Origin of the sequence: Ochrobactrum sp. 19YEA23 (genome assembly GCF_029909865.1) — a bacterium.
Taxonomy (GTDB): Bacteria; Pseudomonadota; Alphaproteobacteria; order Rhizobiales; family Rhizobiaceae; genus Brucella; species Brucella gambitense.
Genome location: NZ_JASAMQ010000002.1, coordinates 129830 through 156520 on the forward strand (window position 1 = coordinate 129830; position 26691 = coordinate 156520).

Sequence of the window (26691 nt, forward strand, 5' to 3'; positions counted from 1 at the left end):
AGGAGTATGCCCATGTATTCCAGAATCTTGTACCGTGAAATCAGTCAGATGCGGGGACACCCGAAACTTGACGAAGCGTTGGAGAACTACGTCGAAAATTATCTAAATTTCTCCATGCGTGGTCACAACATATCGAAACTCGCATCCGAAGATATCAAATATCTGCTTGCGCTCAAAATCACTGAACTGTGCACTGATCCGGTTGCGAGCCGCTACTTCACAAAAGCTCAGCTTCAGGCATTTGCACGCGAACACGCGATTGCAACACAAAACCGGGTTTCGGCGATCATCGATATGGCAGTCCGGTCGGGTTATCTGACGGTGGAGCAATCACCGCATGATCGTCGTCAGAACCCTTTGGTCCCAACAGCACGGTTTTTCCGATGTCTTACGGCGAGCGCAACCCTCTACTCTTCTTCGCTTACCATACTGTTTGGTGTCCAATACTCTGAAATCCAACATGCCATGGCGAGCATCTCGCGGCATGCGACAGATATATATTTCGAATGCATGGTTTTCCGCCAACGCAACACGACAGCGCGTTTGTTCATCAAGCGCGATGGCGGCTATGAAGTTCTGATGAAACTCCTGCAGGCATCGCAGCTTTTCTCATGTTGCCCTTACCGGGTCGTCAACCTGCCTTTTTCAAAGCTGTCACGGTCGCTTGGCGTTTCCCGCGCGCATATCCAAAAGCTGTTTCGAGCGGCTGAAGAAGCCGGACTGATTGTTGTGAAGACAGCGGGCGGCAAGGAGATTGAGATACTGCCGCGGCTCGACAAGGTGGCCCGCGACATGATCATCATCGCGCTTGCCATAGCAAAGGTTGCAGTAGATAGGTCATTCACAGACCTCGATGCAAAGATACATGCCCATGACATCTCAATACCGGCACAAATGCTCGAATGTTCGACCTGAACAAGGCCTCATCTCATTTGAATTGGAACAATAGAAAAACGGGTCATCAAAACGTGGATATAACGGCTATCCCAACTCAAAACAGCCAATTATTGCAGCGTGTTGCTGAGTTCTCCTCCATCGCGCAGGCACTGGATTATGCAGCGAACGGCGAGACGGGTGTTTGCTTTTATGATCAACGCGGCGATCTCACGGTAACAGTACCTTATCGCGATCTAAGAGAGCGGGCTATCGTTACGGGCGCGAAGCTTCGTTCGTACGGTTTGAATAGAGGGGATGTAGTCGCGATTGTTGGGGAGACTGGTGCAGAATTTCTATATCTGTTCTATGGATGCCAATATGCGGGACTTATCGCCTGCCCCATGCCTTTCGAAGTCTATCCTGGTGGCAAGACAAGCTATGTCGAGAGGCTTTGCGCATTTGTGCGAGCGGGAAATGCTAAGCTCGTTTGTCTGCCCGATACACTAAAAGAGCTATCACCCGATCTCGTGCAGAAGGCGGGCGTACAAGCCGTCAGTTACAGTCAATTGGATGCCATTCAAGGTGAGGTATCACTGGATCCGCTTCGACCTGATGAACCGGCTTATATCCAGTTTTCATCAGGTTCAACGGCAGAACCAAAAGGTATTCGCATCTCACAAGAAGCGGTGTGCCATAATGTCAGGGGAATATTGCGTGAGTGCATTGAGATCACCGCCGAAGATCGCGCCTTCTCGTGGCTGCCATTCTACCACGATATGGGGCTGGTTGGCTTTTCGATAGCGCCGTTGTTTTCTCAAACGACCGTGGACTACATGACACCCTCGACATTTGCCAGACGTCCCGTGCTATGGCTACAGTTGATGTCCCAAAACCAATCTACGATCACCTACGCACCGGTCTTCGGTTACAGGCTTGCCGCACAGCGGCTCAAGCAGTCAGACAGCGATCTTGATATTTCTTCTCTTCGGGTTTCAGGAGTCGGAGGGGATATGATCGATCTTCGTCAGCTCAATGATTTTGCCGAAGCCACGGCACAGTTCGGATTTCACGAGACATCGTTTACGCCAAGTTATGGACTTGCGGAGTCCACGCTTCTGGTCAGTTTTCGCCACGGTCTTCGTGAGGAGATGGTTAATCGCAAAGGACTGGAGGAAAATCTAGTAATATCCACTGAACGAGACGAACCGGATACACGCTTATTGGCCGTTTGCGGCAGACCGCTGCGCAGTCATGAGATTAAAATCTGTGCTTCCGACGGAACTCCCCTGCCCGAAGGCCAGATTGGCCATATATGCATTCGCGGCCCCAGCCTGATGTCCGGCTATTGCGACGGGTCGCTTCAGTCAACGAAGCGGATTGCGGATACCGACTTCTTGGATACAGGCGATGCGGGGTTCATGAAAGACGGTGAGCTGGTTGTCACCGGTCGCTTCAAGGACATGATAGCAATCAATGGCCGCAACATCTGGCCGCAAGACATTGAACAGACGGTCAATTCAGTTCCAGAGTTGCAGAATACGCGCGTGGCAGCTTTTGCTGTCGATAGCAATAGTTCCGAGGCCATCGTCATCCTGGTCGAATACAGGAGCGCTCAGCGAGATAACTGCGAAGCAGTGAAAAGGCAGATTGCCGTGGCGGTCAATTCCAGCATTGGCATAACGCCTCACATAGAACTGGTCCGCCCCGGCAGTCTGCCTTTGACATCTTCCGGTAAAATGAGTCGTGCGAGTGCCCGCGCGGCATATGTGTCCCGGTCACAAATCAGCATATAACACCACGGGTACGTGTATGGCTTCGTTGACTGAATTACACACCACGAATATGCCTAGAACTTGATATTGACGGGCCGCTTTCAACCTTACAGTGGCTGACTTTCGCTTATGCGGGCGGATAGTTTGGTGACGGCGGCGTCGCGAGGGTGAACAGGTTGCAGTCGGGATCATGCACTTGCGCCAGCGTTGTATAGTCGCCCAGGATGTCATCCCCCAGCATGATCCCCACGTCACGCAACCGTTCCCGTTCGGCGGCAACGTCGTCGACAATTAGGAAGATCGCCCCTTGCCCGGCGATTTCATCGTCTGTCGAAATCCCTACTCCAGCCTGACTGAACAGATCCCACTGAACGAGGGTGCGCATGGGGCTGTTATCCGGTCCGCGCCCGAACAGTTTCGTATATCAGGCTTCGGAAGGTCCGCGGTCAGCAAGCACGTGTAACTGTTCCCACTCGCTGCTGGTCGTGCCATCTGATTGCCAGTCAGAATCTAGTTGGCCTAGAGAGGCGTTGCCTCGCGCGAGAGCACGGTTGGTAGAGACATCCATTAAATAATTGAATTTATTGGATGTCAGGCGTAATCAACATTATGGAACTAATAGGTACCACTTCCCAGTCTTCATGATCGAGACCAGGAGATGGGAGCATCTTCAAAATCAGAATAGATTAGCGCTCGCTCTCCGCTCTGCCGACCGACAACATAGCGGTCTCACCGAGGACCATTTCTGGTCCTCTACAGTCATAGTTGATCTCAGGCCCTTGTGAAGGGAGACTTCCATTCTGGCAGCCAGGGAAAGCTGTGTGCTTTCGTGTCGTGACACCAGCCTATTCCGGCTTCTTGCTGATACAAGAACCAGGAGGTAGTACTTCCAGGCTGCGACGATCCATTTGAGCCAGCACCTCCTCATAGCCGAAACGGGAGTGCCAGCCAAGCCCGCTCCTGGCACGACTTGAATCGTAAACCCGATCAATTATGCGCGGTAAAGACAATTCCCTCCGATCAAACTCGGTGGCGAGATCCGGTACCTTGTGTCTAATGACGGCAGCCGCGTCTACCGAAAGAACTTCGCAATCCTGCTTTGTGAAAGGGCTGAACGCAGATATGATGTAACGCTGGAAATGGGCGCCACCATTTGCCAAAGCTGCAGCATGAGCATCTGCGACATCACGTGCATCAATACCCCTATGCAGCCTGTAAGTAGCCATTACATCACCGGGCTCCGGAAAGCTCCGCGACATGCGCAGAACCCGCACGGCAAATTCGGCACCAGCCATTTTCTCCAGGACATTCTCAGCTTCAAGCTTCGTCCGATGGTATATGCTCTTCGGCAACGGAGGCGTGTCTTCATCTACCCAGGTGCAAGAATCGGCCGAAACGGCATATCCATAAAGCGCTGTAGTGCTGGTGAAGACAAACCGCTTCACGCCACCTGCGATCGCCTCCTGGGCGATAAGCCGTGTTCCCTCCACGTTGATGCGCTGAAACTCTTCATTCGGTACTGTGCCGACATGGGGCGCATGAAGTGCGGCGGTATGGATTACGGCGTCTGCTCCTGAAAGAACCTGACGAAGCAGCACCTCATCGGCAAAGTCGCCGACAACATGTGTTGTCGAAAAAGGCGACCGGTCGATTCCAGAAATCTCGTGCTGTTCACATAAAAGGCCAAATATGGCTCGACCAATTCGTCCGGAGCTACCTGTAAGAACTATACGCATGGGCTCTTCCATATATCATCGTCAAGACTACGACGCTCCAAATGTCCCCGGGATCTGATGCGAGATGAGCAACCGCTCGTCCGGGAAAATCGGGTTTCCAGATTGGCTTGTCAGGTAGAGGATATGCGTAAACTGCCCCCTCGAAGTTGTAAACCAAGACGTTGGGTAACGCGCTGCGATGACGCATTGTTTCGGTCTGTGCTGTAAAACAGCGTACGAGTGCGGAGTTGAGGACGCCGGAACCAGCCAGCTGTGGTAGCGGCACCGAAACCCTGCCTCCGCAAGGTCTTCACCGTTGACAACCTCAGTTCGGCGCCTGCTTCGGCGAGCCGGGCCGCAAATGCTATCGAGGCAATCTCATGATCGACAACCGCGACACACCAGGGCTTCCAGAGGTCCGCGACATGCCCGAAGCCAAGTTCAAACAGGCCTTCCGGCAGTCCACGCTCCTCCCAGAACTTCATAAGTCGTTGGCCTTCCTCGGAATCACTGCCGACCAGCCGCGCTGCGCTCGGGTAATTTATGGCGTGCGGCAGCTCATAGATAAGGCCAGAATTGTATGAAACGGGGCAGTCCCTGCCGAGAAGCAACAAATAAGGTTCAAGATGCACTGGCGTAGCTACATCTGTGAAATTAGGCTCAGCTGCAACGAGTTCGCGAACCTGTCGGGCAGTGTCATTGGAAACATCGGCATGTAAACCGTACATGTTCCCCTCCGTACTTCCCCGCGAGCCATCATCAACTGTACCTGTTTTGTCGTGACAGCCCTGACCGTTAGCCAGACCGGAGTTGTGCATCGGCATCCATGATCATCAGACTGACGTTTTTCTCTATTGCTGGAGATGTCGCCTACTTAATCTGCCACAATAAAAACCCTGAATTCAGACTTGCTCACATCACAGGAAAAGCAACTGAAAGCGATGTCCCAGACTATATACCGAACGTGCCTCCGGCCGCTGCGATCGCCTCGGATGTATCGACATCCAGGTGAGCAGCATCACCCAGGTCGATATCGATAATTCTCAATCCGGATTGCTGAATAATTTTCCGGGCACCGACATCACCACGCAACTGACAAATGTCCTCAAAAAGAGAGGCTGGAATAACGACTGGATTCCCCGGAATACCGCTCGACGTTGCGCGAACGATGATCTTGCCACCCTCTTCTTGAAAACACGAGATGAGCGCGTCAAGGTGCGTGCTGGTAATAGCGGGCATGTCGGCGAGCATCACCAATATTCCGTCGGATTTTCTTGCCTGTTCCACAGAAAGGCCAGCAATCAATGAACTCGCGATCCCGGAAGCATGATCCGGGTTGTGTGTCAGCACCAGATCCAGGCCATCGAGCGCTGCCTCAATGTCGGCCTGCCGGTCACCCGACACAACAATTGTCGTTGCTGCATGGCTCGTCGTGGCAACGCAAGCGGAGCGGCGAACAAGCGGAACGCCATCAAAGACAGCAAGTAACTTGTGTCCGCCTCCGGCTAGCGAACGCCGGGAACTACCGGCCGCCAGCAATATTATTGCCACGTCGATCTGTCCTGTCTTCGTCGAAGAACTGTCATCCGAGTGCATCATCTCACCTGCCTTGTGCCCTCCCCGGGTTTAGCAAACGATGGGTCATTCTGACCGGATTATCATGAGTTCCGTTGCGGACAATGGATGGCTGCGATATCTGCAATGACCGATATAGCAAGGGAGTTTGCATCTCTCGCCTTCGGGAAAAGTCCAATAGGCGCTTTTATGCGCGCGATCTCCTGATCGCCATAGCCACGCTGCCGCAGCGCCAGTTTGCGTCGATCATGGGTTTTGCTACTGCCAAGGGCACCAATGTAGAAAGGTTTGGCAGCAAGTGCAGCCTCCAGCACGTGTGCTTCACGATCAAGGTCATGGTAGAGCAAGGCGATTGCACTGTTGCTGTCGGCGAGCCTACCTATGATGTCCGGATCCCCGGCTACATTAGTGTACACATCATAGGCTGCAGCCCTGGCAAGACTGGCTGTTGTTTCCAACTCGATCGAACGGCCAAACAGCAACACGCGCGTTCTGGGGCGAAACGCGCGCCCGAACAAATCGCCAGACCAGCCTGTGTTAGCCAGATCCAGCACGCAATCAAGGGATTGCCTGGCTGGGTCGTACCGCAAGCTGACAGATGTGCGCTGCTCCAGCGACGCAATCACTTTACGCAAAGAGCTCGTGTCGCAAAGCACATGGATTGCCAATGTAATGCCGCCGCCACACGGCAATACAATGTCGAAGAATCTAGACCCTTCTCCCAACTTCAGAAAGCGATCGTTGCCCGACAGGATTGCGGCCATTGCCTCGCGCGCCACCGCAGCTTCCGTACAGCCACCGGAAACGAATCCGCAGTAGAGACCATCTTCCGTTACTGCCATCTGGGCCCCGAGCGGACGGGCCGCGCCACCACGTATTTCAACGAGCGTGACTAGCGCCACGCCCTGGCCCGCATCGAATTTATCGGCAGCGAAACGAAGGATGGTTGCAGCATCGTCCATCAGAAATGCCGGACGGGGAGCGGTAAAGTCTGGATTTAGGACCTGTATGTTCATGGAACTTAAGATAACGGCGTTGCATTATTAACGCAACAGTGTTTTATTAATAGTGCCTGACGAGCTTTCCCGCTCCATCAGGCTCATGGAAAAGGAGTGAAGCCGGATGTCAGGTGAACGGAATCTGCCCAATCCTCAACGTCGTACTTTCCTGACAGGAACCGCGAGCGTCGCTATCGTACCTTTTGCAGCGTCTCCAGCACCTGCCGAAACACCGGCTTCAGGAAAATCGCCAGATGCCGATGTACCAGCGGCCATCGAAATGACCATCAATGGCCAACGCAGGCGACTGGCGGTGGATGCGCGCACCAGTCTGCTTGATGCACTGCGTGACCACGCCGGCCTGACCGGTACCAAGAAGGGATGCGATCAGGGCCAGTGCGGCGCCTGCACCGTCCATGTTGATGGCCGTCGCATCCTGTCCTGTCTTATGTTCGCCGTCGCGGCTGACGGCACTGAAGTCACAACCATCGAGGGGCTTGCGGACGAGAACGGCGTTCTGCATCCCATGCAGACGGCTTTCATCGACCAGGACGCCTTCCAGTGCGGTTTTTGTACGCCAGGGCAAATCATGTCGGCGATAGCCTGTGTCAGGGAGGGACATGCCGATACGACGGCAGACATTCGCGAGTATATGAGTGGGAACCTCTGTCGATGCGCCGCATATCCAAACATTGTTGCCGCCATTCAGCAGGCCAAACTGCTGATGGAGGGGTGAGCCATGCAACCGATTACTTATGAAAAGCCGGAAACCATAGCAGCAGCAGTAAGGGCGCTCAGCCAACCGGATACCATATTCGTGGCAGGTGGCACGACGGTCTTCGATCTCATGAAGATCAACGTGCTGAAAGCCAGCCATCTGGTTGATGTAACCAGGCTTGGCGATCCACGCCTTTCAACCATTGAGGTCAGCGATACGGCAATTCGCCTTGGATCCCTGGTGCGCATGGCCGATGTGGCAGCCCATCCGGCAATTCGTGCGATCTGCCCTCTCATACCCCAGTCGCTTGATCTGGGTGCATCCGAGCAAATCCGCAACATGGCAAGGCTCGGCGGCAATGTGTTGCAACGTACTCGTTGTGCCTATTTTCGCGACCCCAGCTTCGGGGCTTGCAACAAACGCAATCCAGGCTCGGGCTGCGCTGCCCTCGATGGCCATAACCGCCAGCACGCTATCCTCGGAACGAGCGAAGCCTGCATTGCGATCTACCCCGGAGATTTTCCGCAAGCTCTTGTTGCCCTTGACGCTCAAGTGGAAATTATTGGCAGGCAGGGCCGACCACGTACTATTTCATTCAAGGATCTACATAAACAACCGGGGCTGACCCCCCACATCGAGACTGTGCTCGAGCGTGATGAGCTTCTAACCGGCTTCGTTATTCCACGAGGTCCCTGGATGCGACGCTCGCTCTATCTAAAGATCCGGGATCGACAATCCTACGCCTTTGCCTTGGCTAGTGCCGCTGTTGCCCTGGACCTTGCCGACGATGGAACTGTGCGCGATGCACGCCTTGCGCTTGGCGGGGTGGCGACTGTTCCGTGGCGCGCTCGTGAAGCAGAAAACCTGCTCAAGGGGGCTGTGTTAACGGAGCAAAGCGCGCAACGTGTGGCAGAGGCAGCATTTGCAGACGCCATCGCTCATGCCCACAATCAATACAAGGTTCCCCTCGGCAAGCAGACCTTGGTCCGTGCGCTGCTCGGTGCGGCGACAATGGAGATCTGACAATGTCTGGAAATATAACTTCTCTCCGTGAACTCCCGCTGATTGGAACAGGCCATGCACGTTATGACGGTCATGCAAAGGTGACGGGCCGAGCCCAATTTGCGGCCGATACCGTCGTCGCCGATCCAATCCATGTATTCCTGCTACTCAGTACCATTCCGAAAGGCAGCATCGACAGGATCGAGACCCAACAGGCGCTGGGCCTGCCCGGCGTTATCGACATCGTGACCCATGAGAACGCTCCCATGCTGGCAGCCCCCGTCAGCCAGGCCGCAGGTTCGGCAACCAATCATCAGCCCCTGACTGACAAGAATATCGTGTTCGATGGACAGATCATCGGCGTTGTGCTGGCAGAGAGTTTCGAGACTGCCCGTGAAGCCGCCGCTCTTGTCACTGTTCAATATATAGAGCAATCGGCAGCGGTCACACTGGAAAGCCGGGGAACTGTCACCGAACCCTGGTCTGCGGTCAATTCCGGCTTTGTCGATCCGGTAAGAGGAGATGCCGAAAGAGCCCTGGCCAAGGCGGCTGTAACCGTCGACGCGACCTATCACATGCAAAGTCAGGTCCATAATGCGATGGAGCCCTTCCCGACCACGGTCCTATGGAACGGTGATACCCTTGTTGTCCATGAGCCCAGCCAATACGTCGCCGGGCTTCAGAAGGGCGTTGCACGACAACTCGGCATCGATCCATCGCGCGTCCGCATCATCAGCCCCTATATTGGTGGCGGCTTCGGCAGCAAACTGAGCCTAACGCCACGAACGGCAATTCTTGCAGCACTTGCGCGCAAGCATCGCCGGCCTGTTAAACTTGTAGCCACCCGCCCGCAAGGATTCACATTGTCCACCTATCGTGGGGAAAGCCGTCATCACATCCGACTGGGTGCCACGCCTGACGGAAAGCTGACAGCATTCGCCCATGAAGCATGGGAGATGTGTTCGCGTTTTGGAGCTTATGCCAGCGCCTCGACGGACCTGACAGCAGACATGTATTCTGCGCCGTCGATTTTTACACGCGTCAACATTGTACGTACCGATCGGACGACACCCGGCTTCATGCGTGGACCAGGCGAGATGCCCTATATGTTTGCGCTCGAGACAGCGATGGACGAATTGGCACATCAACTCAAAATGGATCCTGTTGAACTAAGACGCCGTAACGAACCAGCCAGAAGTCCCGTAGATGGAAGCCGCTTCACCAGCCGCTCGCTTGTCAAATGCTTCGACGTGGCAGCAGAACGCTTTGGCTGGCACGAGAGAAATCCCGTTCCGGGAACCAAAAGTGAGGGCGAATGGCTGGTTGGTTATGGTTGCGCGGCAGCAACCTTCCCTTGCTTCAATTACGGCGGAAGCGCGACCGTGACACTGCTGCGTTCCGGTAAGGCACGTGTCGAAACTGCGGCGTCTGAAATCGGTACGGGAGCCTATACGGCCATGGGTCAGGTGGCAGCGGAACTGCTCGGTTTGCCAATAGGAAATGTTGACGTTTTTCTGGGGGATAGTCTCCTGCCGCCAACAGCTCCGGCAGGTGGCTCCATGCAGACAGCGAGTACTGTTCCGGCCATTCGACTTGCGTGCGAGCGCATCGTCTCGCGGCTCGGCGGCACAATGCCTTCAATGACCGATCTTGGCGCGGCTTTTGACCGCCTGGGAACTCCTTCAATTCAGGAGACGGCGCAATATGCCGCCTTTGGGGGCAAGAATGCCAATGGCGGTCGTGCCATCCTGTCCACGACGCAAGGCGAGGAAACGATTGCCATTGCATCCTACGGCGCCCAGTTTGTAGAAGTAAGGATCAATGCGCGTACAAGGGAAGTGCGCGTACCGCGTCTTGTCGGTGCATTTGCGGCCGGACGCATACTCAATGAACGTACAGCACTTGCACAATATCGTGGAGGTATGGTGTGGGGGTTGTCTTCGGCTCTCTTCGAGGGGCTGACAATCGATCCCGTCCAGAACAGGGCCATCAACACCAACTTCGAGGATTACGCCATTCCTGTGAACGCGGATGTTCAAACGGTCGAGGCGATCCTCGTTCCTGAAGAAGACAAGGAGGTCAACCCGCTTGGAGTAAAGGGCATTGGGGAAATCGGCATAGTTGGCGTCGCCGCTGCCATTTCCAATGCTATTTTCAATGCGACTGGCAAAAGGCTGCGTGATCTGCCGATCACGCTTGATCAGCTATTCTGACGTCAGAAATTGCCGGGATCCTACCGAGTGGTTCCAGTTCTATCGACGTTGAAAAAACGGGAACAGCTTCGCCAGCGATACGAATGCCGAATGTTTCGCCTTCGCGGTGAACTTCGACCTTTACGAGGCCGGGACGACCCATGGCCTCGCCCTGACGCACGGTGAATTCGGTTGTTTTCCCAGGTTCAACGGCAATGAGAGCATGCCGGGCCAGATAGGCGCCCAGAGGGCCGCAGGCATTGCCGGTGACCGGATCTTCCGGGATACCGATCGCAGGTGCAAACATTCGTCCATGTGCAAGAACGTCTTCGGAACGATCAGCAAGCACGAAAGTGAAGAAGCCGTTACAGCCAATCTGTTCACTGATCCGCGAAAGTGCTGCGAGATCGGGGCTCAACCCATGCAGGGTTGCAGTTGAAGTCAGTGGAACCATGACCTTGCTATGGCCAGTCGATACGATCTGAACCGGTCCGATGGTCGAGAAGTCAGTGATGCCGAGCGCCGTGCGGATGTCGTTATTGATCGCTTCGTCGAAGGGGTCACCAAATGTGGCCGGCCTTTGTGTCATCCAAATGCGAATTGAACCACCCTTCCGCTCTATCTCCACCGGCAGAATTCCAGCTCCAGTGTTCTGCATGTATATTCCGCTGGCAGCACCCTCATGAGCTCGGACCCAGTGCGCCGAGATTGTGGCGTGACCACAAATTGGTACTTCCGTCGCAGGGGTAAAGAAACGCACGGTCATGTCCGAGCCATCTGTTTTGGTTGGGAAGATAAACGCCGTTTCCGAGACATTCATTTCCCGCGCGATTTCCTGCATTTGCATGTCGGAAAGTCCCGTTGCGTCCGGAACGACCCCAGCGGGGTTCCCGGTGAACCGATCGCGGGTGAAAGCGTCAATCTGATAGAGCCGATATGTTCTCATAATTCTTCTCGATCCGGTGGCATTTCTTTGAAATGACGGAGTGATTCCGCTATGTGATTAACACAACCACGGTTGCATTATTTACACAACAAGGTTTTGATAAAGGTCATGACGCATCAATTCCAGCGTGCACGCAGCACAGAGGCCAAGCAGCAGCGCGAGAACGATATTCTGCAAGCCGCCCGAACGCTGGCCGCAGAGCGGGGTATTCGTGCTATCACGCTGACGGAGATCGCCAACGCGATCGGCATGCACAAGTCGGCACTGTTGCGCTACTTCGAAACCCGGGAACAGATTTTCCTGATTCTTGCAGGACAAAGCTGGCGCGAATGGTCTGCCGCCTTACGCGCTGATCTTGATAAAATCCCGACGCCAGATCCGCGAACGGTCGCAGGGATACTCGCTCGTTCACTGGTCACACGACCACTGTTCTGTGATCTGCTTGCCCACGTCCCGCTAAACCTCGAGCGAAATGTCTCGGTGGAAAACGTGCGTACATTCAAGCTGGTTGCCCTGGAGGAAGTTGCAGTTATCGCCGCAAAATTACAAAATCAGTTTGATCTATCCCAATCACAGGCGGTTAACATCATATCCACAGCAGTGAGCATGGCCGGCGCCCTCTGGCAGATGGCGACACCCGGTCCTGACGTTGCACAACTCTACCGCGAAGAACCCCTTCTTGCCCATGCGATTGTCGACGTCGAGCCTCGGTTGAGGGATATTCTTTATGGCCTCATTTCCGGATATATCAGCCCGGAATCTCAAAGGGGTAGCGATCGCTAGCCAGTTCACGGCGTGAACGGGATGGCCCGGTATGTTTCTTCAAGGCGGTATTCACTCCTACCGTGTCGAAGAGTATGATACCAAGTATTTTACGAAGAAACGAGACATTGCCCATGGCCGGTCCGTATATGTCTTGCCGCAGGCCGAATCCAGTCGCTCTTGCCGTCGGACTACCAGACGCGCCCATTCTGACCGCGCGTTCTGCCAAGGATACCGGCCTTGTCTTTCTAGAGCTCAATTGCCCAAACCGCAACGCGGGGATGACAGGTGCAGTATGTGAAAATGCTTTTCTGATTGCGCTTCAGATCCGCAAAGCCAGTGACTTCGATCTGTATGCCGATGGAAAATCGATCGCGCCTAGCGGCTTCGATGCAGGCACAGTCGCGTTGTTTGACTTGCGCATGAACCTGGCCACAGACCTTCGTGACCCTTTTCACGCCGTGAACCTTTATATCCCCCTCAAAGCACTTATCAAAATGGGCGATGACGGTGATATCCCAAGGCATATTCAGGAGCTACGTCATACGGTCGGCAGTACAGTCGATGATGCAGTTATTCGCCATCTGCTTTCAAGCATGCGGCCAGCGCTTGCACGTCCCGCCGAAACCTCCGAATTATTCGTCGATTTCGTCGCCATGGCGCTATCCGTGCATCTTTCCAATACTTATGGCAATGTAGCGCAACTGCCGCGCCAATGGGGTGGCGGTCTTCCCCCTTGGCAAGAGCGTCTTGCAACGCAGATGATCGATGCAAACATTGATGGCAATGTTACCCTGGGCGAACTCGCGAAAGTATGCGGGTTATCCAAACGTCATTTTACTCGTGCGTTTCGTCAATCAATGGGCATGCCCCCGCACCAGTGGCTGCAGCACCGCCGGATCGACAAAGCAAAGCAGATGTTGACGCGACCTGAAGTGTCGATAAGCACAATCGCACTCGAATGTGGCTTTGCCGACCAAAGCCATCTCACACGGATATTCACCCGTCTGATCGGCAGGTCTCCAGGAGAATGGCGGCGCATCAAACTCGACTGATCGTGGCCATATCCTTCAAAACATGGCCTTTTTGTTCACGATGAGACTTATGCAAGTACCTGATAATTGGGCATTGAGCTTTCGTGAGGAGAAAAGACATGTCGAATTTGTATGCTTTGATGGCAACCGCCTCAATACTGGCCACCGGCGCTGGAATAGCGCCCATACCTGCACGTGCCACAGATGCAAAATCAGTCGTCCTGGTTCATGGCGGCTTTGTGGACGGTTCCGGTTGGCAAGGTGTTTACCACAAACTGAAGAACGACGGATATGATGTCACCATCGTACAAAACCCCACGACTTCACTGGCCGATGATGTCGCGGTGACCAAACGTGCCATAACGGCTGCTACAGGCCCCGTCATTCTCGTCGGGCATTCCTACGGCGGCGTCGTAGTCTCTGAGGCTGGCACAGATCCGAAAGTGGCAGCTGTCGTTTATATCACGGCATTTGCTCCCGATAGCGGAGAGTCGGTTTCCAGCCTTATTGCCAATCCCGCACCAGGTGCACCAGTTCCTCCTATCCTGCCTCCAGTAGATGGCTACCTGTTCCTCGATCATGCGAAATTTGCCGCTTCGTTTGCTGCAGACGTCAAAGCTGATCTCGCCTCATTCATGGCCAGTTCGCAGGTGCCGTGGGGCGTGGCTGCGCTTGACGGCAAGGTTTCAATACCGGCCTGGAAAATCAAGCCATCCTGGTATCTGGTTGCGACGGAAGACAAAATGATTCCGCCAGCGGCTCAACGCAGTATGGCTAAACGTGCTGGCGCCACAATCGCTGAGGCAAAGGGAAGCCATGCGATTTATGTCTCCCAGCCCAAAATTGTTGCAGAATTTATAGAGCGCGCGGCCAAGAACCTCAAAACGGCCGCGCGCCAATAATTGCCCTCAATCCCTGAGAAATATTCTCGGTCAGCTTTGCAACGGCTGACCGGGAATAACTGTTTTTCAACAGGCTTCAGAGATTTGGAATTTCGTTTTATCGCGACCCGCGATGCTATTCGATTGATCCAATTACGGAGAGGTGAGGACGTACAATTTAACTCGGGGAACTGACCATCAGACAATCAATGGAGTTACCCGTCGGCAGGCGCAGTTACTGTTATAAATGCAGATTCAAACTTTTAGCGGTTGGAGCGGCGCCATAATAGCCTGGAAAAGTACGGCAAACCCAGTACAGTGCCTGTTAAGCCATTATAAGCGAGGGTATGACGCATGAATGAGCGATGGCCCGATATTCCTTATCTCGAATGGCGTGATACATATGCGGCCCTTCAACTCTACGCGCAGATCATTGGCAAGTATCGGTTGGCCAGAACACCTTGGATCAACCACTCATGGCATGCTGCCTTCTACCCCTACGCTCGTGGTTTAACCACTGGTCTGGTGCCAGACGTAATGGGCGGCATCGAGGTGGCTTTCGATCTTGTTGCCCATCGGGTGGTCGGCAAATCATCTGATGGGCAGACAGCACATTTTGATCTTGAACCCCTATCAGTAGCGATGTTTCACTCGCGTTTTCTGGAGCTCATCGGCAGACTTGGTGGCACTCCAGTGTTTCATGATCGTCCGAACGAAGTACCAAAGCCCGTTCCTTTCGCCGACGATCGGATCGAGCGTCCATATGATGCGTTGGCGGTCGAAAAGTACTTCAAAGCGCTCATCTCAAGTACGATGGTACTTCAGAAATTTCGCACATCCTTTATAGGGAAGGTCAGTCCCGTTCATCTTTTCTGGGGCGCTTTTGATTTGGCAGTAACACGCTTTTCGGGCAGACGCGCGCCGCTGCATCCCGGAGGCATTCCGGCTTTGCCCGATTTAATCACGCGCGAGGCCTACAGCCATGAGGTTTCATCCGCAGGATTCTGGCCCGGTGGCGGCGGAATCGAATTCCCGGCATTCTACTCCTACGCCTACCCCACCCCTGAGGGTTTTAGCGGGGCACAAGTTTCACCGAAAGAAGCCTACTTTGACAAGACATTGGGTGAGTTTCTACTGCCCTACGATGTGGTGCGTCGGGCGCCCGATGGCGAAACAGTTCTGATGTCCTTCCTGGAAAGCACATATCGCGCTGCGGCTGATTTTGGACGATGGGATAGCGGCTCGCTCGAATGTGCTACGGGAGAGCCGCGACGCCCACGACTATTGTAACAATGCGTGATACTGCCTTTTCCGTTGTTACAACCCAATCAGAGCGGCAACTCCACAGGAAGCCGCGCGGTCCTGCCAAGACGTAAGTGCATCGAAATCGATACTGAGCGAAGGCTAGCGCGGTCTGTTGCTATCTTGCGCTCAATCAAGCCGATTGAGACGACCCAGTCCTGGTCGACAAGTGCCGCACAAGTTCAATCAGGGCGCGGAGTCTTGCCGGAACATGGCGACGCCCCGCGAAATATAGGCAGGGTCCAGGATAGGCTGGCGTCCAATCTTCGAGAACGGCCACCAACCGACCGGCGGCGATGTGTCTGGCCACTAAAGGCTCAGCTAGATAGGTCAATCCAGCCCCTGCCAAAGCGGCCTCAACCATTAGGTTGCCTTCATCCAGCGTTAGCGCACCGGGCGCGTCGACCAGAATAACTTCGCCTCGGCGCTCGAATTCCCAGCGATAGAGTTTGCCGCTCGCCATGCGGGCCCGAATGCAACGATGGCGATTGAGGTCCGTCGGCACCTTCGGCACGCCCCAGGTTTCGAAGTAGGCTGGCGCCCCGACAACCAGGGAACGGATTTCCGGAAGAATCGGAACTGCAATCATATCCGGCGGTACCGCTTCAGATAGGCGTATACCGGCGTCAAACCCCTGCCCCGTAACATCTACAAGGGCGCCCTCGGTCGCGATCTCCAATTCGACGCGAGGATAACGACACGCATATTCGAGGAATATCGGCGTCAGAAACATCTGTGCGGCTCCGAGCGCCATGTTGATCCGCAACGTCCCAGTCGGCTCTCCGCTATGCTCCGCCGCGTGCTCAATCGCCAAGTCGATTGCCGCCAGCGCTGGCCCAATCTCTGCCACGAACTGCTCGCCCTCCAGTGAAAGCGACACGCTGCGCGTCGTTCGGTTGAACAGGCGAGTGCCAAGTCGTTCTTCGAGCGCGGCAATCGCATGGCTGAGTGCGGAGGAAGACATGCCAAGTTCCCGCGCGGCCGCGCGAAAACCACCCACGCGGGCAACTGTCGCGACCGCTTCCAATTCAACCAGGCTTGCCTTGACCATTGCTCGACTTTCGTAATCAGACTGTACGATATTGTCCGCCTTATCAGATCAATTATTACGGATCATATTGAAGACCGCAACATTCAAAGCGGAGCCTATTCCATGCAAATGATTGACACGATCTATATCGATGGCGCATTCGTAATCCCCCAAGGCGAGGAGCGTGCCCCTCTCTTCAACCCTGCAACTGGCGAACAGATTGGCAGCGTTCGTCTTGGCGATGCGCGAGACGTCGATGCCGCGGTTGCAGCTGCGAAGCGTGCTTTCCCGGCCATGTCGCGTACTTCCAAAGCCGAGCGCATCGACATGCTGAAGAGGCTCTCCGCTACCGTCTCGGCGGGCGCGGCAGACCTCTCCGCAACCATGATTGAGGAATATGGTGCCCCAGCAGCCTTTGTCGGCTTCGCCATCCAGCACGCGGCAACCGTCTTCCTCGACATGGCGGTAGTGGTCGAGAACTATGCATTCCGCAAAACGATCGGTCGTTCCGAGATCGACATGCGCGCCTCCGGTGTGGCTGCTGCGATCACACCCTGGAACAGCAACTACGGCTTCATCTGCTCGAAGCTCGCCACCGCCATAGCAGCCGGCACCACGATCGTCATCAAGCCCTCGGAGATGAGCGCGCTCCAGACGCAGCGTCTCCTCGAATGCCTTCACGCTGCCGAATTGCCGCGCGGCGTGCTGAACATCGTCAACGGGACGGGTGCAGTCGCTGGCACCGCGCTCAGCGCACATCCCGATATCGCCAAAATCAGCTTTACCGGCTCCACCGCGACGGGCCGCGCCATTCTCGCCGCCGCCGCGCAGACGATCAAGCGTGTAACACTCGAACTGGGTGGCAAGAGTCCCACCATCATCCTGGACGATGCCGATCTCGATAGCACCATTCCGCAGGTCCTGGCGATGGGCTTCGGCAACAGCGGGCAGGCCTGCATCGATGGCACGCGCATCCTCGCACCCGAAGGCAGGCTCGATGAAATCCTTGCGCGTCTGAAGACGGTAACGGAAGCACTCAAGGTCGGACCGGCCACCGATCCATCCAATGCCATAGGGCCAATGGTGAGCCTGAAACAATGGGAGCGCGTCCAGTCCTATATCCGGCTGGGCCGGGAAGAAGGTGCGACCCTGCTTACGGGCGGCGAAGGCCGACCCGATCACCTCGACAGGGGCTGGTTCGTGCGACCGACCATCTTTAGCGGGGTTTCCAACGACATGCGGATCGCTCGCGAGGAGATCTTCGGTCCGGTTCTTTGCGTGATCCCCTATCGGGACGACGCCGAGGCGATCGCGATCGCCAACGATACCGACTACGGCCTCGCCAGCTATGTACAGTCGTCCGATCTCGAACGGGCAAAGCGCGTCGCCAGCCAGATCGAAGCCGGACGGGTCACGATCAACGGCGCGCCGCACGAGCCGCTCGCCCCATTCGGCGGCTTCAAGCAATCCGGCATTGGCCGGGAGTTCGGCGCATTCGGGCTCGAGGCCTTCCTCGAGCCCCGGGCGATCCTGTCTTAAAGCGCTGTACCCTTGTATTGCCTCCGGCGGAGGGCGGGCTATATTCCCCCTCCGGCCACAGCGCGCATCTCGAACGGCTTGATTACTGTGTTGCAACCCTGCCCCAGGTTGCACACCGGTTGATCACTTTTGATCGCGGCACCGAGTTCACAGAATGGGCTTATCTGCAAGCCGGTATTGGATCGCAAACATGGTTTTGCGACCCACAATCACCCTGGCGAAAAGGAACTGTCGAAAACACCAGCAGACGCACTACACTGGCTTCCAAGAGACATAGATCCGCTGACACTAACTGACCGGGATCTGACATTCATTTGCAGTCAACTCAACAATACGCCGCGCAAATGTCTGGGTTGAAAAACACCGGCGGAGATCTTCCGTCAGAAACTTGTCGCAAACAGACATCGCTATGAATAAACTCAAACCGAAAAGTCGCACTTCATCACCTCAGACGAGGATGGGGTGCACAATGTGCGGACGGACTCATTGTATCTGTGCTGGAGGGCGGATACGACCTTGGTGCTCTTGCCCGTTCAACAGCTACGCATGTCGAGATATTAAAGGAAATCTGAGCTTGAATATCTCGAAGGGTGCGAAGAGGATACGTCATGCCATTACAAAATCGGGTTGATCCTTTTGGCGCGATTCATGCCGTAAATGAGCGCGGGCTGTTTACAGGAAATCGTGGGATCATTCATGATCCTGAGACAAAGACGCTCTTGAAAAAGCGTTGGGCCTTACAAGCATGGATCATCTGTGTTTGTGAATTCCGTGATTGGCGGCGAGACCCAATGGGTCGAAACAGGCCGAACGGACAGCCCGGATGGACTGAATTGTTTTTTCTCGATGAGGTGACCGGATTATCGGCTGGTCATCGCCCCTGTTTTTATTGCCGCCGTGATCGAGCCATCGATTTTGTTGCACGTTTTGGGCAAGCATTTAACATCATGCAACCCCGCGCGCCGATGGTTGACAAGCGTCTGCATAAAGAGCGACTTGCATCGGGCGGACGCCCGCAAGCAGTGGCTCTCTCACAACTCGCAAGCCTGCCCGATGGTACAATGATTTCAGATACTTCTAGTATATATGCCCTGCGGGCGGGAATGACCCTTGAATGGTCATTCGGAGGCTATACAGCCCCCTCCTCATTCGGTCGACTTACTGGACGGCCATTACAGCTCGTGACACCCGCCACTACCATCGCGGTACTTCAACAGGGCTTCAAACCTGTATGGCATCCTTCCGCTGGGCCGACTTAACCATGTCTGATTGCGTTTTGATTTATAAAGCAGCTGTCTGGGTTCTATCGAGCTTTGAGATGCGCAATCCAATGATTGCAAAAACCCCATCACACTGCCAAGAACAGCGACACCGCCGTGTCACAACGTATTTTTCCAACGGGCTGTAGCACTGTTTTGGCCAGCTTCTTATGCGGTAACTGTGAGGGACTTCTCTCGAGGGAGCTGTATAGATTAGATAACCGACGAGCTGCAATCTGAACGCGATTTTAGGCTTGCAGTACGGCTTCGACCTGTTTCGCAAGATACTCAAGCTCTGCATCCGGAATGCCATGCGATCTTAGTCCATCTCGCGTCTGGAATAGATAATCCGCACATGATCCAAGCCCGCCGCTGGCAGTCGCCAAACGCTGAACAGCTTGGTCGTTCGGCATGTTTCCTGCATACTTGCCGCCGTCCTGATTTATTGTGAATGCAATCGCATGCCCGAAACATTTGCCATTGATATCAAGAAGCTCGAGCCAACGGGGTATATACCCTCCCCGACATATCATCTCGCGACGCCACAGCAAGGTAAGCTCAGCCCGAACATCGGTTTCCGCCAGACGAAATGCACTTCCCTGACAATATCCCCCCTCATCGAGGGCCAGCATCAAGCCGGGTGTTGCTGCCGATGCACGTCCCGCGATTATGGACATGCAGAAAGATCGGTGCCAACCTTCAATGCGTGCAATGCGCCTTTCTGTATACTTGATCGCAGGGTTCCAGATCAGAGACCCATAGCCAAATATCCACACATCTCCACTTGGTTGCGATTGTAGCATTTCGTCAATCGACGCTGTACGCTCGTCTTCCGTAATGAGAACCAAGTCCGGCGCATCTTTTCTGATCAGAGATGTAAGATCGTCGCTCTCCAATAATGAGCGATTCAGTATCGGATCGTTTTCGCAGACACCAGTTGAGATCAGATCGCCGACCCAAGCGCTTTCACTAACTACGATTTCCATACTTTGATCCTCGATTCACGCGCCAGATGCGAATTCCACATCACACTGCATTTGTTCAGTTACGTGTCTCCTAGCAATCGATAGTACAGGCGGCACTCCGCTTCCTACTTTCAAATAATTGATGTTTGAAGAACTGCGCCTTCCGCCCTGCCGCAATTGTTTGGTCAACTTGCCGGATGAACGAACAACGAGCGGGATTAATGCCTTACTGTAGACAGCAGTATTATGCTGTCAGTTCTGAGCAGTTTAATGGAGTTTGGGAGCTGTTCCGGTATTTCAGTTGCACGGTGACGAAAGCGTACCCTCCGCTATCAACCGGGCCAATATGAATCGAATTCGGGAAGAAGAAGCGGAGTGCATCTCCCTTCTCTCTCGTGCGAGACATTCTTGATCACCGATCTTAGTTCCGCGAACGCGGAGTGCGTGAGTGTCATCATGCTTTGTTCGATAATTACCAGGCAAAAGGAGGTGCATATGCGAAAGGTTATTCTATCTACTATCCTTGCGCTCGGCTTTGCAGTGCCGGCGCTGGCGATCAGCAAAATTGATACGAACACCCGCCGTTGTGCGGATATTCAAGCCCTTCTTGATCGCGACGGGCAGGCGATCTTACGGTATCCGTCCCGTACCGGGCAGACGATCTTACGGTATCCGTCCCGTACCGGGCAGACTGTGTTGTTTGATCGTTTTGCCTCGAACACATCACAGTGCAATCCCAATGAGTACGGGGTTCCTGTCAACATTCCCTCTGCGGACGGTGCCTGTGTCGTCTTTAGCTGTCTTCCGCTGAGTAATCGCGCACCCTGACCTACCGAATGATTGAGCCAATAGCCGGAAGACTCTCCGCGATTGAACAAATATCTTCGGTGGTTCCCTGAAAGCCCTACTGTGCAGAAACATGGTCCGACGCTGCTTCTGTCGCAGCGTCGGAATAGCGACGCTATCGCGCGTCGTGGAAAATGATCCCTACTGTATGGCGCATGCCCGAACGAACGCGACTGACGCCATGACGCAGATTTACACGATAGTTTCCCTTGGAACCCTGAACAGGACGATTGTGGACAGCGAACGCAACGGCATCACCCTGGCGCAACGGCACCACCTCAACGCGGCTTTGCATGCGTGGCCGCTGCTCGGTCAGCGCGAATTCGCCGCCAGTAAAATCCTGGCCCGGTTCCGAGAGCAGGACAGCCACCTGAATCGGGAAAGCAAGATCGCCATAAAGATCCTGATGCAGGCAGTTGAAGTCGCCCGGAACATATTGAAGCAAAAGTGGCGTCGGACGCACCTGCCCGGCATCATGACATTGCTGTAGGAATGACGCGTGCTCGCAAGGAAAGCGCTGATCGAGCCCCATCCGCTCGTTCCAATTATTGGCTACGCCGGCGAGCCGCGGATAGAGTGCCGTACGCATGCCACCGATAAGATCTGGCAACGGATACTTGAAATAGCGATACTCGCCCCTGCCGAAGCCATGCCGCGCCATAATGATATGGCTGCGGAAATGGCTTTCGTCGGGATAAAGTGCCGCAAGATCACGGCCTTCTTCCTGTGTGAAGAGACCAGGTAAAACGGCACAGCCGTAGTTATCAAGTTCTCCGGCGAGCACTTGCCAATCAAATGCGGCAACTCTAGCCTCTGCTTCTGTAACCGATGTGACAGAAGCGATTGTATTTGCAACCTCGTTCATGCTGCGGCTTCCTTTTCAATAAGGTTACGTTTGCGCTCCAGTCCCCAGCGATATCCAGCTAGAGTACCGTCGCTTCGCACTACGCGATGACACGGAACGGCTAATGCAATCGGATTGGCCGCGCAGGCGGTGGCGACCGAACGTGAATGGAACAACGGGCTCAGACTACTGGCCAACTCAGTGTAACTGACCGTTTGACCAACGGGTATTTTCTGAAGCTTTTCCCAAACCTGACGCTGGAATGGTGTACCGCGCATATCGAGTTCCAAGTGAAGGCCTTCGGAGGGCTTTGCCACATAGCGCAACACTTTCCCGATATCGTCTTTCACATCATTCTCATCCGCATTGAGCATAGACTTCGGGAACCGTCTGGCGAGATCCGCGATCAATGCATCGGCTTCATCGCCGATCAGAATCGAACAGACACCCTTTGTACTACGCGCAACCAATATCCTGCCGAGTTCGCAGTTTGTGATTGCATATGAGAGAATATCTGGTTCAGACGGTGTCTGATGTATTCGCGGCTCTGCTCGAAGCGTCGTGGTTGTGATCACGCAGTTCATTGTCTTATCTCCTTGATCGAACCTCATGATCAACGTTACGATGTCGGCTTCCGAGCCAAACTCCGATCCTTGCTTTCAAATCAAAAAACCGAACCCAAAAGTAAAAATGACGGACACGAAAGTGTCCGGCACATTCGCCGATGAACGTTTATTTGGCGTCGTGGAAGATAATACCCAGAGTATGCCGATGCCCGGAATGAAGGCGGCTGACACCATGGCGTAAATTTACACGGGCGGTTCCACGCGCACTCTTTGCCGGTCGGTGATTCACCGCGAAAGCCACGGCATCGCCCTGACGAAGCGGAACGACTTCCGCTTTCGAAAGGCCACGCGGATTTTGTTCGACAAGCAAAAACTCTCCGCCGGTAAAATCCCGCACCGGTTCAGCCAGCAGGACAACAACCTGCATTGGAAATGCAAGGTCGCCGTAGAGATCCTGATGCATGCAGCAATAGTCGCCGACGCCATACTCAAGCAACAGTGGTGTTGGCCGTTTCTGACCGGCACGGTGGCAATAATCCAGATACTCGGCATGTTCGTCTGGATAAACAGTGTCGACGCGCATCCGCTGATTCCAGCCATTGGCAATCGGCGCGAGATGTCGATAGAGCGCGGTTCGCAGTTCCCCGACGAGATCTGGCAGTGGATAGCTGAAGTACTGATACTCGCCCTTGCCGAAGGCGTAACGCGCCATGACAACACGGCTGCGGAAAAGATCACTTTGCGCATAAAGTGCTGTCAGTGCCTCACATTCCTCCGGGGACAGCAATTGCCGGGCGACGGCCGATCCGCCTTCCGCGAGGTCTCTCGCCATGCGTTCCCAGTCGATCTGGTCAACGCGCTCGGCTGCAGACAGGTTTCTGGCTTCAATAGTATTGGACATGGAAAAATTTCTCCCGGTCATTTGGCGGCGTCGTGGAAGATGATGCTGAGAACACGCTGTTTGCCCTCTCGAACCTGACTGAAGCCGTGTCTCAAATTGACGCGATACATGCCTCGAGTGCCATTTACCGGGCGATTGGAGGTGGCGAACACAAGGGCATCGCCTTTATTCAGGGTGACCACTTCAGGGCGGGTCTGCATGCGTGGACGCTGCTCGGTGATAACGAATTCACCGCCGTTAAAATCGGCCCCGCGTTGTGAGAGCATGATAACGGTCTGGAGCGGGAACGCCTTTTCTCCGTAAACATCTTGATGCAGCAAAGTTTGCTGGCCGACAGAATGATCCAGCATCATAGATGTCGGAATTGTCTGGCCAGAACGATAACAGGTTTCGAGATATGTTTCATGATCGAATGGATACCGTTCTCCGATATCCATTCGCTCGTTCCATCCATTGGCAATCGGAACCAGATAGGGATAGAGGACCGTCCTCAAACTGGACACCTTCTCTGGTAACGGATAGCGCATATAACGATAGTTTCCATTCCCCCATCTTTGTTGTTCTTCGACGGCCGGCACACGAACCAGAGAAGTGTCCGAAAAAAGGTCAGCAACGCAGGTGCAGTCATCTGACGATAACAGGCCGGGAAGGACGGCGGCGCCGTAAGTATCGAGATTGCCTGCAATTTGATCCCACGGATATTGGGCTATTCGTGCGGCACTAGCCTTTAACAGGCCATCAAACGGTGACGGATCCAGTTGGGTTTTCATAAATGACTTCTTTCGGAATTGAACGCCGAAGATCAGCGCGACCGCAGCTTGTCGGCACTATCGAGCACTTACCGTCAGTACTCACACTCCGATTCATATTTTCAAACTGGGATTGCCAGCTCAAAACACTTGCAGGATTCCCGATGAGGTCGAGAGCAATAGCTGGTGGCGATATTATATTTGCTTGACCATATCCTGCTCCATTGAAACCAGTTCGAATTTGAAAACAAGGATCGGAGTGTTTGCATCCTTTTTTGGATGCATGGTCGTGACATTACAAAAACGGGTGAAAGACCATGGACACGAAAATTCAGCAATTGAATACCTCCCGCACGCCGCTTCTCGCTGTAGCTGATGATCCACGGTGGGCGCGCGTTGTCGTCCGTGACAAGGCCGCCGATGGCGAGTTCTGGTATTCTGTTTCGACGACCGGCATTTACTGTCGACCTTCTTGTCCATCGCGCACAGCAAACCCAAAGAATGTTACCCTTCACGATACGGTCGAAAGCGCGCGCGCAACAGGTTTTCGTCCATGCAAGCGTTGCAACCCGGAAGGACTTTCCCTTGATAGCGAAAATGCCGCGCTTGTTGCGAGAGCTTGTCGCATCATTGAGGAAAGCGAAGAAGAACCTTCGCTGGAAGCGCTGGCTGCATCCGTCGATCGTAGTGCGAGCTATTTTCACCGGATTTTCAAGGCTTCCACCGGCCTGACACCGAAAGCCTATGCTGCGGCGAGCCGCGCAAAGAGGATTCGCGAAGGTCTGGACACCGGCGCTAGTGTCACCGAGGCAATTTATGATGCCGGTTATAATTCAAGCGGTCGCTTTTATGAAAAATCGACCGGCATGCTCGGCATGACGCCCACCAAATACCGCGCGGGCGGAGCGAATGAGGAAATCAAGTTTGCGGTTGGCCAGTCATATCTTGGTGCGATCCTCGTGGCGTCCAGCGCCAAGGGTGTTGCGTCGATCCTGCTTGGCGACGATCCGGACATGCTCGTGCGCGACCTTCAGGATCGTTTTCCGAAAGCACATTTGATCGGGATGGATCGCGAATATGAGGCACTGATTGCCCGAGTCTGTGGCTTTGTGGAAAATCCTGGCATCGGGCTCGATCTTCCGCTTGACGTCCGCGGCACTGCCTTCCAGCGTCGTGTCTGGCAGGCTCTTCAGGAAATTCCTGTTGGTGAGCGCGTGTCGTACGCCGAGGTTGCACGGCGCATCGGTACGCCCAATGCAACGCGTGCAGTTGCTGGCGCATGCGCTGCAAATAATATTGCAGTTGCCATCCCATGTCATCGGGTCGTGCGGAACGACGGCTCTCTTTCCGGTTACGCCTGGGGCGTTGATCGCAAACGTCAGTTGCTTGATCGGGAAGCGCTGCAGACCGCTTGATTAATGCTGACCGCAATAGCAGCCATTGCCATCCCAAATTTGTTGTTGTCGCTGTCCTATGGCGACCTCACTATAATTTTCTGGATAAGGCTCCGTTATGCGACTGTCCACGGAGACAAGGTGACTGAATGAATCTCGAAACCCGTTACAATGAATCCATCGCTTTTCTCGCTAATCACGATGACGACTGGGCCAGACTGATCGAGATGGTTGGCCCATGTCGGCACGATCCAAAGGCCGCAAGGGAGCCCTATGAGGCACTCGTGCGGGCTATCGCATATCAGCAGCTCACGGCCAAGGCTGGGGACGCGATCATCGGCCGTCTCAAGGGATTGTTCGAGCATTGTGATTTTCCGTCTCCGGAAGACCTGATCCTTGCCGATTTTGACCTTCTTCGAAGCTGCGGATTCTCAACAAGCAAGATCGCGACCATCAAGTCAATTGCACAGGGCGCAGTCGATGGCCTGGTTCCGACACACGACGCCGCCGCAACCATGGACGACGAAGCCTTGATCGAACGTATGATCTCCATCAAGGGCGTTGGTCGTTGGACAGTCGAAATGCTACTGATGTATTCACTTGAAAGGATGGATGTTCTGCCTGTTGACGATTTTGGCGTACGCGAAGGGTACCGCGTGTTGAAATCGCTCCCCGAACAGCCCCGACCAAAACAACTTCTCCAGATTTCGAAGGCATGGTCTCCCCACCGTACCGTCGCGGCCTGGTATCTTTGGCGTATACCGCGCGAGCGCGGTAACGTTCTGGCCTAACAGAGGTGAATGTCGCGTCGATTCAAGACCATGT

26 protein-coding genes and 2 pseudogenes are annotated in these 26691 nt (G+C 54.5%); 16 read left to right on the forward strand and 12 right to left on the reverse strand.

Annotation, left to right across the window (positions count from 1 at the left end; all coding sequences use genetic code 11):
• Positions 1–6: 6 nt before the first annotated feature.
• Both QBD01_RS07210 and QBD01_RS07215 read left to right on the forward strand, forming a co-directional pair.
• A complete protein-coding gene (locus QBD01_RS07210; RefSeq protein ID WP_280992228.1) occupies positions 7–915 on the forward strand; it encodes a hypothetical protein in 909 nt (302 codons plus the stop codon).
• Positions 903–2669, forward strand: a complete 1767-nt coding sequence (locus QBD01_RS07215) for a fatty acyl-AMP ligase (protein WP_280992229.1) — start codon at positions 903–905, stop codon at positions 2667–2669. The genes QBD01_RS07210 and QBD01_RS07215 overlap by 13 nt, the downstream gene beginning before the upstream one ends.
• A gap of 106 nt (positions 2670–2775) precedes the next feature.
• Here the strand turns inward: QBD01_RS07215 and QBD01_RS07220 are convergent, their stop codons facing one another.
• From QBD01_RS07220 to QBD01_RS07240, 5 genes are all read right to left on the reverse strand, one after another.
• Positions 2776–3033 carry a VOC family protein gene (locus QBD01_RS07220; protein WP_280992230.1) on the reverse strand — a complete coding sequence of 86 codons (258 nt, stop codon included), beginning with the start codon at positions 3031–3033 and terminating at the stop codon, positions 2776–2778.
• Positions 3034–3493: 460 nt separating this feature from the next.
• Positions 3494–4384 carry an NAD(P)-dependent oxidoreductase gene (locus tag QBD01_RS07225; RefSeq protein WP_280992231.1) on the reverse strand — a complete coding sequence of 297 codons (891 nt, stop codon included), beginning with the start codon at positions 4382–4384 and terminating at the stop codon, positions 3494–3496.
• Positions 4385–4494: 110 nt separating this feature from the next.
• On the reverse strand, positions 4495–5091 hold the full coding sequence (locus tag QBD01_RS07230) for a GNAT family N-acetyltransferase (RefSeq protein WP_280992232.1): 597 nt from the start codon (positions 5089–5091) through the stop codon (positions 4495–4497).
• Positions 5092–5314: 223 nt separating this feature from the next.
• Positions 5315–5962 (reverse strand): nucleotidyltransferase family protein, encoded by a 648-nt coding sequence (locus QBD01_RS07235; RefSeq protein ID WP_280992233.1) that lies wholly within the window; start codon positions 5960–5962, stop codon positions 5315–5317.
• A gap of 59 nt (positions 5963–6021) precedes the next feature.
• Complete coding sequence (locus QBD01_RS07240) at positions 6022–6900, reverse strand: XdhC family protein (RefSeq protein ID WP_280992234.1); 879 nt, start codon at positions 6898–6900, stop codon at positions 6022–6024.
• Positions 6901–7060: 160 nt separating this feature from the next.
• On the opposite strand from QBD01_RS07240, the gene QBD01_RS07245 reads away from it, so the two are divergent.
• The 3 genes from QBD01_RS07245 to QBD01_RS07255 are packed head-to-tail and all read left to right on the forward strand — an operon-like array spanning position 7061 to position 10869.
• On the forward strand, positions 7061–7672 hold the full coding sequence (locus QBD01_RS07245) for a 2Fe-2S iron-sulfur cluster-binding protein (protein WP_280992235.1): 612 nt from the start codon (positions 7061–7063) through the stop codon (positions 7670–7672).
• Positions 7673–7675: 3 nt separating this feature from the next.
• Positions 7676–8677, forward strand: coding sequence for a xanthine dehydrogenase family protein subunit M (locus QBD01_RS07250; RefSeq protein ID WP_280992236.1), 1002 nt, complete (start codon positions 7676–7678; stop codon positions 8675–8677).
• A gap of 2 nt (positions 8678–8679) precedes the next feature.
• Entirely contained in the window at positions 8680–10869 is a 2190-nt protein-coding gene (locus QBD01_RS07255; protein ID WP_280992237.1) for a xanthine dehydrogenase family protein molybdopterin-binding subunit, read from the forward strand.
• Here the strand turns inward: QBD01_RS07255 and QBD01_RS07260 are convergent.
• Positions 10847–11794, reverse strand: coding sequence for a PhzF family phenazine biosynthesis isomerase (locus QBD01_RS07260; RefSeq protein WP_280992238.1), 948 nt, complete (start codon positions 11792–11794; stop codon positions 10847–10849). The genes QBD01_RS07255 and QBD01_RS07260 overlap by 23 nt on opposite strands.
• Positions 11795–11902: 108 nt before the next feature.
• Between QBD01_RS07260 and QBD01_RS07265 the strand changes: the two genes are divergently transcribed.
• The 4 genes from QBD01_RS07265 (at position 11903) to QBD01_RS07280 (ending at position 15761) form a co-directional block, all read left to right on the forward strand.
• A complete protein-coding gene (locus QBD01_RS07265; protein WP_280992239.1) occupies positions 11903–12577 on the forward strand; it encodes a TetR family transcriptional regulator in 675 nt (224 codons plus the stop codon).
• Positions 12578–12690: 113 nt separating this feature from the next.
• Entirely contained in the window at positions 12691–13611 is a 921-nt protein-coding gene (locus tag QBD01_RS07270) for an AraC family transcriptional regulator (RefSeq protein WP_280992240.1), read from the forward strand.
• A 98-nt stretch (positions 13612–13709) separates the two neighbouring features.
• Positions 13710–14492, forward strand: coding sequence for an alpha/beta hydrolase (locus tag QBD01_RS07275; protein ID WP_280992241.1), 783 nt, complete (start codon positions 13710–13712; stop codon positions 14490–14492).
• A gap of 333 nt (positions 14493–14825) precedes the next feature.
• The gene (locus QBD01_RS07280; protein ID WP_280992242.1) at positions 14826–15761 is read left to right on the forward strand and encodes a DUF5996 family protein; all 936 of its coding nucleotides are present in this window, start codon (positions 14826–14828) and stop codon (positions 15759–15761) included.
• A gap of 145 nt (positions 15762–15906) precedes the next feature.
• Here QBD01_RS07280 and QBD01_RS07285 read toward each other — a convergent pair whose 3' ends face one another.
• Positions 15907–16824 carry a LysR family transcriptional regulator gene (locus QBD01_RS07285; RefSeq protein ID WP_280992243.1) on the reverse strand — a complete coding sequence of 306 codons (918 nt, stop codon included), beginning with the start codon at positions 16822–16824 and terminating at the stop codon, positions 15907–15909.
• Between the two features lie 102 nt (positions 16825–16926).
• On the opposite strand from QBD01_RS07285, the gene QBD01_RS07290 reads away from it, so the two are divergent.
• From QBD01_RS07290 to QBD01_RS07300, 4 genes and pseudogenes are all read left to right on the forward strand, one after another.
• Entirely contained in the window at positions 16927–18342 is a 1416-nt protein-coding gene (locus QBD01_RS07290; RefSeq protein ID WP_280992244.1) for an aldehyde dehydrogenase family protein, read from the forward strand.
• 66 nt (positions 18343–18408) lie between these two features.
• Positions 18409–18699: pseudogene (locus QBD01_RS07295) on the forward strand (IS30 family transposase); the annotation flags it as partial.
• 110 nt (positions 18700–18809) lie between these two features.
• Positions 18810–18914: pseudogene (locus QBD01_RS25425) on the forward strand (histone deacetylase family protein); the annotation flags it as partial.
• A 36-nt stretch (positions 18915–18950) separates the two neighbouring features.
• Positions 18951–19601, forward strand: a complete 651-nt coding sequence (locus QBD01_RS07300; protein WP_280992245.1) for a hypothetical protein — start codon at positions 18951–18953, stop codon at positions 19599–19601.
• A gap of 248 nt (positions 19602–19849) precedes the next feature.
• On the opposite strand, the gene QBD01_RS07305 is transcribed toward QBD01_RS07300, so the two are convergent.
• Entirely contained in the window at positions 19850–20587 is a 738-nt protein-coding gene (locus QBD01_RS07305) for a gamma-glutamylcyclotransferase (RefSeq protein ID WP_280992246.1), read from the reverse strand.
• 474 nt (positions 20588–21061) lie between these two features.
• Here QBD01_RS07305 and QBD01_RS07310 point away from each other — a divergent pair, with 474 nt between their 5' ends.
• The gene (locus QBD01_RS07310) at positions 21062–21394 is read left to right on the forward strand and encodes a hypothetical protein (RefSeq protein ID WP_280992247.1); all 333 of its coding nucleotides are present in this window, start codon (positions 21062–21064) and stop codon (positions 21392–21394) included.
• 133 nt (positions 21395–21527) lie between these two features.
• Here QBD01_RS07310 and QBD01_RS07315 read toward each other — a convergent pair whose 3' ends face one another.
• From QBD01_RS07315 to QBD01_RS07330, 4 genes are all read right to left on the reverse strand, one after another.
• Positions 21528–22277, reverse strand: coding sequence for a 2OG-Fe(II) oxygenase (locus QBD01_RS07315; RefSeq protein ID WP_280992248.1), 750 nt, complete (start codon positions 22275–22277; stop codon positions 21528–21530).
• Entirely contained in the window at positions 22274–22840 is a 567-nt protein-coding gene (locus tag QBD01_RS07320; RefSeq protein ID WP_280992249.1) for a methylated-DNA--[protein]-cysteine S-methyltransferase, read from the reverse strand. The genes QBD01_RS07315 and QBD01_RS07320 overlap by 4 nt, the downstream gene beginning before the upstream one ends.
• A 148-nt stretch (positions 22841–22988) precedes the next feature.
• Entirely contained in the window at positions 22989–23723 is a 735-nt protein-coding gene (locus QBD01_RS07325; protein WP_280992250.1) for a 2OG-Fe(II) oxygenase, read from the reverse strand.
• A 17-nt stretch (positions 23724–23740) separates the two neighbouring features.
• Positions 23741–24493: a 2OG-Fe(II) oxygenase gene (locus QBD01_RS07330; RefSeq protein WP_280992251.1), complete on the reverse strand. Its 753-nt coding sequence runs from the start codon at positions 24491–24493 to the stop codon at positions 23741–23743.
• Positions 24494–24789: 296 nt separating this feature from the next.
• Here QBD01_RS07330 and ada point away from each other — a divergent pair, with 296 nt between their 5' ends.
• Together ada and QBD01_RS07340 are read left to right on the forward strand one after the other, a co-directional pair.
• The gene (ada, locus tag QBD01_RS07335) at positions 24790–25887 is read left to right on the forward strand and encodes a bifunctional DNA-binding transcriptional regulator/O6-methylguanine-DNA methyltransferase Ada (protein WP_280992252.1); all 1098 of its coding nucleotides are present in this window, start codon (positions 24790–24792) and stop codon (positions 25885–25887) included.
• A 128-nt stretch (positions 25888–26015) separates the two neighbouring features.
• Positions 26016–26657 carry a DNA-3-methyladenine glycosylase gene (locus tag QBD01_RS07340; protein ID WP_280992253.1) on the forward strand — a complete coding sequence of 214 codons (642 nt, stop codon included), beginning with the start codon at positions 26016–26018 and terminating at the stop codon, positions 26655–26657.
• The last annotated feature ends 34 nt before the right edge of the window (positions 26658–26691 follow it).